17 protein-coding genes are annotated in these 9,274 nt (G+C 71.5%); 1 reads left to right on the top strand and 16 read right to left on the bottom strand.

The window, feature by feature from the left end:
• Positions 1-9 precede the first annotated feature (9 nt).
• From HB662_RS01430 to HB662_RS29565, 15 genes are all read right to left on the bottom strand, one after another.
• Positions 10-345, bottom strand: a complete 336-nt coding sequence (locus tag HB662_RS01430) for a helix-turn-helix transcriptional regulator (RefSeq protein ID WP_168046397.1) — start codon at positions 343-345, stop codon at positions 10-12.
• Entirely contained in the window at positions 338-703 is a 366-nt protein-coding gene (locus HB662_RS01425) for a DUF4326 domain-containing protein (protein WP_168046395.1), read from the bottom strand. The genes HB662_RS01430 and HB662_RS01425 overlap by 8 nt, the downstream gene beginning before the upstream one ends.
• Positions 696-956 carry a hypothetical protein gene (locus tag HB662_RS01420; protein ID WP_168046393.1) on the bottom strand — a complete coding sequence of 87 codons (261 nt, stop codon included), beginning with the start codon at positions 954-956 and terminating at the stop codon, positions 696-698. The genes HB662_RS01425 and HB662_RS01420 overlap by 8 nt, the downstream gene beginning before the upstream one ends.
• Positions 953-2,068 (bottom strand): DUF5131 family protein, encoded by a 1,116-nt coding sequence (locus HB662_RS01415; RefSeq protein ID WP_168046391.1) that lies wholly within the window; start codon positions 2,066-2,068, stop codon positions 953-955. The genes HB662_RS01420 and HB662_RS01415 overlap by 4 nt, the downstream gene beginning before the upstream one ends.
• 25 nt (positions 2,069-2,093) lie before the next feature.
• Positions 2,094-4,409 (bottom strand): ParB/RepB/Spo0J family partition protein, encoded by a 2,316-nt coding sequence (locus HB662_RS01410; protein WP_168046389.1) that lies wholly within the window; start codon positions 4,407-4,409, stop codon positions 2,094-2,096.
• Positions 4,406-5,017, bottom strand: a complete 612-nt coding sequence (locus HB662_RS01405; RefSeq protein WP_168046387.1) for a hypothetical protein — start codon at positions 5,015-5,017, stop codon at positions 4,406-4,408. The genes HB662_RS01410 and HB662_RS01405 overlap by 4 nt, the downstream gene beginning before the upstream one ends.
• Entirely contained in the window at positions 5,014-5,214 is a 201-nt protein-coding gene (locus HB662_RS01400) for a hypothetical protein (RefSeq protein ID WP_168046385.1), read from the bottom strand. The genes HB662_RS01405 and HB662_RS01400 overlap by 4 nt, the downstream gene beginning before the upstream one ends.
• Before the next feature lie 109 nt (positions 5,215-5,323).
• Positions 5,324-6,025 (bottom strand): hypothetical protein, encoded by a 702-nt coding sequence (locus tag HB662_RS01395; protein WP_168046383.1) that lies wholly within the window; start codon positions 6,023-6,025, stop codon positions 5,324-5,326.
• Positions 6,022-6,156 carry a hypothetical protein gene (locus HB662_RS29570; protein WP_280863881.1) on the bottom strand — a complete coding sequence of 45 codons (135 nt, stop codon included), beginning with the start codon at positions 6,154-6,156 and terminating at the stop codon, positions 6,022-6,024. The genes HB662_RS01395 and HB662_RS29570 overlap by 4 nt, the downstream gene beginning before the upstream one ends.
• A complete protein-coding gene (locus HB662_RS01390) occupies positions 6,153-6,494 on the bottom strand; it encodes a hypothetical protein (RefSeq protein ID WP_168046381.1) in 342 nt (113 codons plus the stop codon). Before HB662_RS01390 ends, HB662_RS29570 begins: the two co-directional genes overlap by 4 nt.
• A complete protein-coding gene (locus HB662_RS01385; RefSeq protein ID WP_168046379.1) occupies positions 6,491-6,790 on the bottom strand; it encodes a hypothetical protein in 300 nt (99 codons plus the stop codon). Before HB662_RS01385 ends, HB662_RS01390 begins: the two co-directional genes overlap by 4 nt.
• Positions 6,787-6,996 carry a hypothetical protein gene (locus tag HB662_RS01380; protein ID WP_168046377.1) on the bottom strand — a complete coding sequence of 70 codons (210 nt, stop codon included), beginning with the start codon at positions 6,994-6,996 and terminating at the stop codon, positions 6,787-6,789. Before HB662_RS01380 ends, HB662_RS01385 begins: the two co-directional genes overlap by 4 nt.
• Positions 6,993-7,379, bottom strand: coding sequence for a hypothetical protein (locus HB662_RS01375; RefSeq protein WP_168046375.1), 387 nt, complete (start codon positions 7,377-7,379; stop codon positions 6,993-6,995). The genes HB662_RS01380 and HB662_RS01375 overlap by 4 nt, the downstream gene beginning before the upstream one ends.
• On the bottom strand, positions 7,376-7,777 hold the full coding sequence (locus HB662_RS01370) for a MarR family transcriptional regulator (protein WP_168046373.1): 402 nt from the start codon (positions 7,775-7,777) through the stop codon (positions 7,376-7,378). The genes HB662_RS01375 and HB662_RS01370 overlap by 4 nt, the downstream gene beginning before the upstream one ends.
• Positions 7,778-7,869: 92 nt before the next feature.
• Positions 7,870-8,196 carry a helix-turn-helix domain-containing protein gene (locus HB662_RS29565; protein WP_168046371.1) on the bottom strand — a complete coding sequence of 109 codons (327 nt, stop codon included), beginning with the start codon at positions 8,194-8,196 and terminating at the stop codon, positions 7,870-7,872.
• Positions 8,197-8,254: 58 nt separating this feature from the next.
• On the opposite strand from HB662_RS29565, the gene HB662_RS01360 reads away from it, so the two are divergent.
• On the top strand, positions 8,255-8,527 hold the full coding sequence (locus HB662_RS01360; RefSeq protein ID WP_168046369.1) for a YdaS family helix-turn-helix protein: 273 nt from the start codon (positions 8,255-8,257) through the stop codon (positions 8,525-8,527).
• A gap of 298 nt (positions 8,528-8,825) precedes the next feature.
• Here HB662_RS01360 and HB662_RS01355 read toward each other — a convergent pair whose 3' ends face one another.
• On the bottom strand, positions 8,826-9,173 hold the full coding sequence (locus tag HB662_RS01355; RefSeq protein ID WP_168046367.1) for a hypothetical protein: 348 nt from the start codon (positions 9,171-9,173) through the stop codon (positions 8,826-8,828).
• Between the last annotated feature and the right edge of the window lie 101 nt (positions 9,174-9,274).

Genomic DNA, 9,274 nt, shown 5'->3' with positions numbered 1-9,274 from the left:
CTGGTTCCGTCAGCGCGCCTTGTCCGCACGGCGCGAACGCCCTTTGGCCGCGAGGCGGGCGAGGGCTTCGGCGTTGGCGTCTCGGGCATTCCAGGTCTCCTCCGGCGGAGGTTTGGCCTCGGCCGTTGCGCCGTCAACGTGATTCTCCCTGGGGGCACGTCGCCCCTCAAGCCATGCATCCAGATCCTCGCGCAACCACGCCACCCGCCCCGCCGTCAGCCGCACGGCCTGCACGGCAGGGACCACGGCCTGCCGGAAGGTGGAGGGCGACAGGCCGACATAGGCCGCGGCCCATTCCTCGCGCAGCGCGCGGGGCCAGCCGGGCAGGGCGGTGCCGTCAGGCATCGGGTTCCTCTGGTGCATTGGCGATCGCCAGCAGCACATCCGCGTGGCAGGCCACGTCCGGCGGACACCAGCAGCACAGGACGCGGCCGCGCAGCTCGGCGCGGGCCTCCGCGGCCAGGGAGGGGTGCTTGGCGAGCCAGGCGCGGAAATGGCCGACGGCCAGGTCGTGGGCATCCTGCCGATCGCGCGCTTGGACGATGCGCCCGCCGGCGTCCGCGCAGCACCAGCCGACGCCGTCCACCACCTCGGCCTTCCAGGGATTGCCCCACTTACTGGGGCGGGAGACGGTGACGGCGCCCTCGAGCAGGCGCCAACCCTTCGTGCGCAGGCGCTGAATGCGGTGCGGGGTGTCAGCCATCGGCGGTGGCCTCCACAAAGCTGGCAAGCCGCTTCATCTCCCCTGAAGCATGGCCCCAGGTCACGCCGCCCGGACGCGGCATCGGGAATCGGTCCGGCAGGGCCAGCAGGAAGGCGGCAACCACCTTCCTCGCCTGAGCGCGATGGCCGGGGCCCGCCTCGCCGCCATGGAGGGCGGCCGCGTGGTGCCAGTCTGCGGGCGTCATTAACGCCTCTGCCGCAGCGTCCAGCGCCGCCTCAACCTCGGGAATCATGCTGGCACCTCGCGATGCTCGCGGCCATCCAGCAGCGCGCCGGCGGCCTTCTTGCCGACGTGGGCGACAGCGGCGTCGCCCTTGCGGAAATGCCCGTCGGGCTCGCGACCGTCGCCCTGTAGATAGCGGACGTGGCCGCGGCGAAGGTCGCCGCCTTCATCGCCCCCCGCCCGAGCCCGGTGAGGTGCCCACTCCCCCCACTGCTTGAAAAAGAACGGCAGGCCGGCGGCGGCGCATTGGTCGCGGAGGCTGCGGTGCCATTCGGGGTGGCTCGGCCGCGCGCCCGGGCCGGACTCGCCGCCGGAGATCACCCAATCAATCGTCTCGACGTGCGATGTGACGGCGGCCGGCGCGCCGTCCTCATCGGCGGGGCCGTGCTCAACAATGGTCTGGACCGCGCGATTCCATGGGCATTGCTCGTCGCGGGGGATGTCGCTGCTCGCGCAGCGGTTCCCGTAGCCATCGCCATCGTCGCAGCCCTGGCAACCGTTATCGCCGGGCAGCCATCCCGACAGATCCACCGGCCCCAGCAGCGGCTCGCAGCTCAGGAATCGCTTCGCCGCCGGCGCCGCCAGCAGGTGCGGGATGCGCCGGTCGGCCTCGGCTTGGTTCTCCGCCGTGGTGCCGAGCCACACGTTGCGCGGCGCGTCTCCGGCCAGCCAGCCGTCGATCCACGCCTTGGCCGACTGCGTATCCCATCGAGTGAGAGTTGGCTTTTCGGCGTCAATGCAGGCCGCGCGGAGGCGAGGGATGATCTGCTGCGGGCGCTTGGTCAGTAGCAGCCAGTCGAGGTTGGGGGTGGTTCGGATCGTCTCCATGAGCACCAACAGCCATGCAGCATCCGCCTGATTGTCGAACACGTCCGCGAGGCTGGCGCAAAACACACGAGCGCGCTGGCCCGTCTTGGCTGCCGCGCGATTCCAGCGATGCGGAAGCTTCCAGGTGCTTTCGGCGGCGAACCGCCGCTCCGCATGCGGCCCCCAGGCCACGCCGAGGCGCTTCGTCGCCAGCGCCTCGGCATAGCAGTGATCGCAGCCCGGGCTGACCTTGGTGCAGCCGAACCAGGGGTTGAAGGTATGCTCGCACCATTCGATCGCGCTGTTCTCCCCCATCAGAAGATCCTCGTTTCTTGCAGCGTCATGGCGCCACCTTCCGCGTGCGGCGTAGGCTCTCGCGCGCCTCCGTGTTCTCGGCCTGGCGCCGCGCCGCCTTGCCCTTCGGCGTCTCCACCCACTCGGCGTACCGTTTGTGGCGCGGGCAGAGGCGGTGGCAGACCGTGGTGCCCTCCTCCTTGCACAGGTTCTCGCCGTTCCAGCCGCAGTTCGGCGCCGGCGGCTCGGCAGGCGGAGCGGGCGCGGCCTTGGCGATCTGCGCGGCCGCGCGTTCCTGAGGCGATCGCGTGGCCTGGTCGGCGGCCGGGCTCTCCCACCAACGGTCGTACTCCTCCCGGCGTGGGCACTCGTGGGTGCAGCTGCGCTTCAGGTCATCCGGGCACTGGCTGCTGCCATCCCAGGGGCAGGCGTGCACCGGGGGCGGGGCGGCGGCGGCCGGTGGCGGCGCCGGTGCTGGCGGTGTGGAGATCTCCGCCGGCGGCGCGGCCGCGGCGGGCGGGGGTGGCGGCTGCATCAGGCCGAGGCGGGCCATCATGGCCTTCCATTCGCCGAGGGCGCAGGGGTCTGCCACCGCGCCGTCGCTGACCTTCCAGCCGCAACGGCAGGCGTCGGCGCCGGCGGCGCGATCGCATTCGGGCTCCGGCTCCAGCTCCGGCCGCGGCGCGTGGAAGCGGGCGTCGGGCAGGCGCAGGTCCGGCACGGCATCGGTCAGGGCCTGGCGCATTCCGGCGACCTTGCCGGGCTTGTGGCCGGCGCCCTCCGCGATCTCGCTCAGCAGGTCGCCGGACATCGCCGCCAGCAGCTCCGCGCGATCCAGGCGGGGCAGGGTGGCGTCCGCCTCCACCAGCTCGCCGATCCACTCCGCGGCGTCTCCGCTGCCGTTCGCCGCCTTCGTGCCGTTGCAGATCAGGATGCGCGCAACGGCTTCCTGCGCCAGGCGGTCCAGCCGAGCCGTGCGACGGTAGGCGTCCGGCTCCGACATCGCGGCGAAGGTGGCGGCCGCGATGTCTCGGAAGCTGGTGCGGCCGTACTTGTTGCCGCGCTCGCCGCTGACCACCACGTTGCTCGCGCTTAGCGCCAGCAGCAGCAGCGCGACGTGGTCGGCGCGGGCGGGCAGCGGGCGATCGCGCAGCGCGGCGCGCAGGCCGTCGGTGCGCAGCTCCGCCAGCAGCTCGCGCCCGGCCTGCGTCAGGCGCTGCTTCGTGGCGGGCGGCGGCGGAGGCGGCAGGTACTCCGCGCCGTCATCCTGATACGCGTCAAAATCATCGGCGCTATTGCCGCCGGCATCGTCCTTAGCGTCGGGTGCGGCGCTGTCGCTGGCGGCGGCGGGCGGATCTGCAGGCGGCGTGGCCTTCGGCTTGGCAGCCGGACGTTCGCTGGCCGGCGGCTTCGCCCCCTCCGACCGGACGTGCCCTGTCTCGTCCACCCAGACGAACCCGACCAGGCCGCGCGGCATCTTGGCGTCGCCGAACTTCCAGCCATAGACGGAGGTCCAGCCCTTCGGCAGCACCGCGGCGTTGTGTCGGAACTTCTCCGCCAGGCGCAGGCGGCCCCGCGAATCCTCCACCCGCTTCAGCAGCGCCGCGCGCTGCGCTTCCAGGAAGCCGAGGGTGTCCGTGGTAGTGAACTGATCGGGAGCGCCAGGCTCGGCGAACATATCCTCATCGAACACCACGCCGGCCAGGTTGGTGTCGAAGATAGCGCGGTCGCGCGGGATCCGCTTCTCGCTGCAGCCCTCCGCGACGCGCCACCAGGCGGGCTCATCCGCGCTCGGCTCACGCTTCATCGCCGCCAGTTGCACCTGCGGCGTCGCGCGGGCGATGGTGACCAAGTGGTCAGTGTGCGGCATGCCATGCGTCTCGATCGCGGCCAGCACGTCGGGGTGCAGCTGGCCCAGCTTGTCAAGGCGGCGCGCCAGGTGATGCGAGATGCCGATCGCCTCCGCCGCGCCGTCCAGCGTCCAGCCGAGATCCTGCATCCGCCGCAGCGCGCGCCACTGATCGACTGGCGCCATGGCGGCGCGCTGGACATTCTCGGCCGTCTCGATCGCGGCCGCGTCCGCATCTGTCAGGTCCGCGCGCTCGGTCGCCGGGATGGTGGGCAGGCCGAGGGCGATCGCCGCGCGCAGGCGACGGCCGCCGGAGACCAGCAGCCACAGCGCGCGATCGGCAGGATGCGCACGCACGATGATGGGCTGCAGCACGCCCAGCGCCTGGATGCTGCCCACCAGGCCCGCATCCTGTTCCGGCGTGGTGGCGACGCGCCGTAGGCCGTCCGGCGGGATGATGATGGATGCAGGCGGCAGGGATAGCGGGATCCCGGTGTTGAGAAGCGCGGTCATGCGGCACCGGCCGCGCTGTCGCCTTCGGCCTCGCTCGTCAGGCTGGCGATGTAGGCTTCGGCGCCTTCGCGCGTGGGGAAGGTTTCGATCTCCGTTCCCTCGATGTCACCCGCGCCGTCGGCGATCGGTACGCGCACCGCATACAGGTCGCTCATGCGGGTCGCGCGGGTGATGTGGATGGGCTCGAGATGCGGCGCGCAGCTTTCCCCGACCGCCTGGGCAAGGGAGTCGAAGCTCTCCTCGGGGTCTTCGGCCAACCAGAACAAGTCCGCCTGGTCGGCCGTGCCATGGTCCAGGGTCGGGCGCCACTCCGCGCGGTCCAGCCGCTCCACCTCCGCCACCAGCAAGGCGAGGGCTGTGATCAGCAGCGCCCGGTCCGGCTTGGCCGGCGCGAAGCCCGGCCAGGGATAGGCCGTCATCGCCATGCCGCGGCGCCAGCGGGCCAGAACCTCGCCATGGATGGCGCCGGGAAGTGCGGCGGCGTGAATGGCGTAGGCGGCGCCGGCCATGGCGATTTCGCCGGTGACGTGGGCGTCGTCATGCGTCGCGTCGTAGCCGCGCGCGACCTGGCGCCGGCGCTCGGCTGCAATCTCCTCCAGGATGCTCATCTCGGGTGCCTCTCGGGTTCGATGGTCAGGCCGGTGCCGGCCAGAAGCTCGCGGGCCGCGCGGATGCAGTCCTGCGCGGTGGCTGTGTGGTCCACCACCACCAGCACGCGGGAGCAGCCGAGGCGGCGCTTGCCGGGTATCGGCAGCGGCGCCAGGCGAAGCGGCGGCTCGGGCGGCCAGGGGTGGCGCTGGCTCACGGGGCGGCTGCCTTGCGCCGCATCTCGCGGGCCTCGAAGGCCCAGTTCGAGACATCGCCGAGCGGCAGGCCTAGGTCATCCGCAACGGTCCGGGGGGATAGACCTGCCATCAGCAGCTCCATGGCATCGGCCTTGTGCGGGTTCTCCGCGGCAGTGTGGCACGGTGGACCTTGCCGTTGTTGCCCGCGGGCTGCGGCGTGGGCGCCCTGGCTGGCGGGGCCGGCGGCAGGGCAAAGCGCGGACGCTTCAGGCCCATGTAGTCGGCATGCGCGAGGCACTGCTCGATGGTCGCGGCTTCGCCGGGCAAGGCGTTGACGGCGGCCGCCATCCGGACGTCATCCCGTTGCGGGAACCAGGTCCGGATCGCCTGCTTCCGCTCCGGCGTCCACTTCACTGGCTTCGTCTTCGCCGCCGGTGGAGGCGTGGGGTCTTCAGACGCTGCCGGCGCGTCGGCCTGCGCCGGCTCGGCGGCGGGCGGGGGAGGCGGTTCCTTCGCCGGCGGGGCTTCCACCCGCTGCGCCCCGGCCGGGGGAGGTTCGGCCGGCTGGCTCTGCCCGGTGCCGCTGCATCCCGAGCCCTCGGGACCGGCGGCGCCCGCCTCGGGCGTCGGGGCCTGTTGTGCGGCTTGGTCCGCCGCGAAGGCGCGCCCCTCGGCGCTGGCGGTTCGGGCGGCGGCCGCCTCCGCGTCGTCCAGCATCAGCGCACCCATCAGCACGGCGCCGGTCAGGAACGGGCGCGTCCGGGGCGGGGCGACGCCCAGCAGCGCCAAAGCGGCTTGCTGGCGGTTTCGCATGCGCTCCAGCGGGCTCATGCGCTGAGCCTCAGCGCCCGCCACATCAGGCCGACGATGCCGGCGACCAGCAGAAGCAGCAGCACGGCCAGGATCACATCCCGCGCGCGGGCGCGCAGGCGGTTCAGGTGGCGGCGGTCCCGGGCGGTCATGCGGAGATCCTCGCCGCCGGCGCCGAAGCGGGGCGCAGCACCGCCAAGGCGTGCGGATCATGCAGCCACGCCACCGGCACATGCCGGTCCACAGCGCCGCCCTGGAACTGGACCTCGCAGTAATCCGGCGCGGTCTGGCCGGGCGGTACCAGCCACGCCAGCACCTGGCCGTGGCCGCGATGCGCGGTGGCGTCGGCCGGCGGTGCGTAGGCGACAGCGCCAAAGCGGTCGCGGATGATGCGCTGCGGGCGGCAGACGAAGGCCGAGGCCGGCTCCGCCACGGGCACGCGCTGCCGCGGCGCGCCGCCCAGGTGCTGCAGGTAGACGATGCTGGTCATGCGGTGCCGACCTCCATCCGGCGGAGTTCGGCCGCGCCCTCGCGCAGCATCTCGGCGTGCTGGTGGGCTAGCGTGCACAGGCGCTCGGCCATGCCGCGTGGCAGTTGTTCGGCGTGGGCGGCGACGTACCCGGCGTGCTCCGCCAGGTAGTCCGCCAGCGCCAGCAGATCGTCGGTGGCCAGCGCCAGGTCGCCGCGGCGGGCCTGCTGCTGGACGCGGGCGAGCAGCGCGGCGAGGCGCGCGGAAAGCCGCTCATCCGCGATCCCGGTGAGGGGCAAGGTGCGCTCGTCCATCATGCGGCGCACCGCGCGGAAACGGGCGCAGCCTCCTCGCTGATGCGGTAGGTTCGGGTGGGGTACTGGCGCATCTGGTCGAGGCAGAACGCACGCACCACGGCCGCGCCGTGCTGGTTGAAGGTGTCGCGCGCCACCTCCTGCCCACGCTCGTCGCGCCAGATGACGATGAAGCGCCTCATGGCGCCGCAGATTGCCAACGCGCTCATCGGACGATGCTCCGCAGGCGCAATTCCTGGCCCAGCGCGGCCATCGCCTCGCGCCACAGCACCACGTCCTGGCCGGGAGCGTGGGTGCGGGGGCTCGGCGCCTCACCCCGCTCGCCATACACGGCCAGCACGCGGGTATGGCCCCGGTCGATGCGCCTGTGGCGGCGCAGGTGGTCCGCGGCCGCGACCACATCCTCCGGCTCGCAGCAGCGTGCGGGCTCCGGGCTTCGGTCCAGCGGCGTGGGGTCACGTCGCGCAAGGAGGCGTCGCATCATCCACATCCACGCCGCTTCCGGCGTGGAGAAGGTGGCGTCGGGGTCCAGTGCGGCCGACGGGCCGAGGGTGGGCGCGCCGGGCGGCGCCTCCATCACGGTGCCCATCATGCCGCGCATTCCCGCGCCGCGTCCGCCAAACCGTGCCGCAGGGCGGAGAGGTAGCTGGCGCCCCGTACGGTGCGGCGGACCAGCACGCTTCGCCGGTCCTGCGGATCCACCGCGGGGCTGGTGAGGCCCATCTGCCCAAGCCGATCCAGCGCGCGGGTGATGGCGGGCTTGCTGACGTTCAGCGTGTCGGCAAGCCCCCGCACGTTCTGCGGTGTGGGGTCCAGGTAGACGGTGAGGAAGACCGCCAACTGCCGGGCGGTCAGGTCCGGCTGGTTGCTGCGCACGCCCTGCACCGTGACGGCGTGCAGCAGCAGCAGATCAGGCGCGGCGGGCTGCGTCAGGCGCTGCGCGAGGCCGGGCGGAAGGGTGGCGGGTGTGGTGGTGGCAAGGGCGTGCACTGGCGCCTCCGTCGGGTGACGGGGCGCAATGTCCGATCAGCGGACAATTACGTCAAGCGAAGATGTCCGTTCAGCGCACAGGAGGCTGCATGTTAACGCCTCTTGGGGTGCAACCGCTCAGCGAGTCCGGCCAGCGTCTGAAGTGTCTCTTCGTCCATGTCGCGGACCGCAGTCATAAGCCGATCAAGGGCCTGCGCCTTGGAGGCATCCCGTGGTGCGCTGGATAGCTCGGCCAGTGTGATGCCGTAGGCCATTGCTATCGCAGCGAACGTATCGTCGTCCACGCCCGTCTCCCCGCTTTCGTAGCGTAGCACGGTAGAGTGTGACGTTCCCAATTCGTTCGCAAGCCATTGGGCAGTCTTTCCTACCGCCTTTCGCCAGGCGTGGAGGTGCGGGCGGATCGGATGCTTCTTCACCATGCGCTGATTTTTGCACGGAGGGCGGATGCCGGGTCTCGCGCTGAGCGGACAATCACGCTTGACGCATTTGTCCGTTGAATGCACATTCAATCTCATGACCCTCGCCGAATACCTCGCCCAGCCCGGCAAAACGGCGGTAGCCATCGCCGCCAGGTGCCGCGTCTCTCATTCCACCGTCCTGCGTTGGGCGGAAAACGGCGTTCCTGCGGAGCGGCTTGAGGCTGTTGCGGCGGCCACCGGCATCGCCGCCGCAGAGCTGCGACCTGATCTGGCGCGCGTATTCGCGCGAGGGGCTGCGCCGGTGGCGCCCGCAAAGGTCGAGGCGGCTTGATGCAGCGCCGCTCCCTCTTCGTCGGGCTGGCCGCGCTGTTCGCAGGCGGCCGCGCGATGACCGCGCACGTCGAGCCTGTTGGTGGGGTGGCATCCACGCTGAGGCCGGATGCTGTCCTCCATCCCCCTGGCAGCCACAGCGGTGCATTGCCGGACCTGTCGGATTGGTCGGCTGAGCGCCTTCGCGTCGGGGCCGCGCAGCAAGTCGAAGCAGCCCGCAAGTCCATAGAAGCAACCCGCATTGCCATAGAGGCCGCTAAAGCTTGCGTTGTGGCCGTGCAGCATCAGCCGCTGGCGTCTCAGTTCACAGTGGGCTTCTCCGGCGGGCCTTCGAGCGAGGCCAGTAGCCTTGCGCATGCTTGCTTCCAATGCGTTGCCCTTTCCGCCGGGTCGCCCGGGGTGGTGGAGGGGGCTGAGCCCGTGCGGAGGTCGGCGATCATTGCGGCGCGCACCTCTGAGGGGGCGCCGAAGGCCAGCGTAACGACGGCCCGATGTAGCACATTCAGCTCGACGCGCAGTTGCTGGGATTCCCGCTGCATGTCCTTCAGCAGCCGCTGCTGCGCCAGGATGGTGTCGGTGAGATGTCCCGTCACTCTCACGAGGGCATCCAGCGCCGCCTTCACCTCTGGTGCTGTTCCGTGCGTCATCGCTTCCTCCGTGGTTGGTCTGGACAACCCCATGGTGGAGGCATCGGGGGCGGGTCCGCAACGACCTGCCCCCGATGCCGGCCTCTGCCCCATTCGCACCC

This window comes from Falsiroseomonas frigidaquae (genome assembly GCF_012163145.1).
In the GTDB taxonomy this organism is placed as follows: domain Bacteria; phylum Pseudomonadota; class Alphaproteobacteria; order Acetobacterales; family Acetobacteraceae; genus Falsiroseomonas; species Falsiroseomonas frigidaquae.
Note: the sequence above shows the minus strand (reverse complement) of the source record. Positions and strands in the feature narration are given on the sequence as shown.

What these genes read in the sequence shown, in the direction of transcription:
- HB662_RS01430 (WP_168046397.1), bottom strand. Translation starts at nt 345, where the DNA reads ATGCCTGACGGCACCGCCCTGCCCGGCTGGCCCCGCGCGCTGCGCGAG.
- HB662_RS01425 (WP_168046395.1), bottom strand. Translation starts at nt 703, where the DNA reads ATGGCTGACACCCCGCACCGCATTCAGCGCCTGCGCACGAAGGGTTGG.
- HB662_RS01420 (WP_168046393.1), bottom strand. Translation starts at nt 956, where the DNA reads ATGATTCCCGAGGTTGAGGCGGCGCTGGACGCTGCGGCAGAGGCGTTA.
- HB662_RS01415 (WP_168046391.1), bottom strand. Translation starts at nt 2,068, where the DNA reads ATGGGGGAGAACAGCGCGATCGAATGGTGCGAGCATACCTTCAACCCC.
- HB662_RS01410 (WP_168046389.1), bottom strand. Translation starts at nt 4,409, where the DNA reads ATGACCGCGCTTCTCAACACCGGGATCCCGCTATCCCTGCCGCCTGCA.
- HB662_RS01405 (WP_168046387.1), bottom strand. Translation starts at nt 5,017, where the DNA reads ATGAGCATCCTGGAGGAGATTGCAGCCGAGCGCCGGCGCCAGGTCGCG.
- HB662_RS01395 (WP_168046383.1), bottom strand. Translation starts at nt 6,025, where the DNA reads ATGAGCCCGCTGGAGCGCATGCGAAACCGCCAGCAAGCCGCTTTGGCG.
- HB662_RS29570 (WP_280863881.1), bottom strand. Translation starts at nt 6,156, where the DNA reads ATGACCGCCCGGGACCGCCGCCACCTGAACCGCCTGCGCGCCCGCGCG.
- HB662_RS01390 (WP_168046381.1), bottom strand. Translation starts at nt 6,494, where the DNA reads ATGACCAGCATCGTCTACCTGCAGCACCTGGGCGGCGCGCCGCGGCAG.
- HB662_RS01385 (WP_168046379.1), bottom strand. Translation starts at nt 6,790, where the DNA reads ATGATGGACGAGCGCACCTTGCCCCTCACCGGGATCGCGGATGAGCGG.
- HB662_RS01380 (WP_168046377.1), bottom strand. Translation starts at nt 6,996, where the DNA reads ATGAGCGCGTTGGCAATCTGCGGCGCCATGAGGCGCTTCATCGTCATC.
- HB662_RS01375 (WP_168046375.1), bottom strand. Translation starts at nt 7,379, where the DNA reads ATGATGGGCACCGTGATGGAGGCGCCGCCCGGCGCGCCCACCCTCGGC.
- HB662_RS29565 (WP_168046371.1), bottom strand. Translation starts at nt 8,196, where the DNA reads ATGGTGAAGAAGCATCCGATCCGCCCGCACCTCCACGCCTGGCGAAAG.
- HB662_RS01355 (WP_168046367.1), bottom strand. Translation starts at nt 9,173, where the DNA reads ATGACGCACGGAACAGCACCAGAGGTGAAGGCGGCGCTGGATGCCCTC.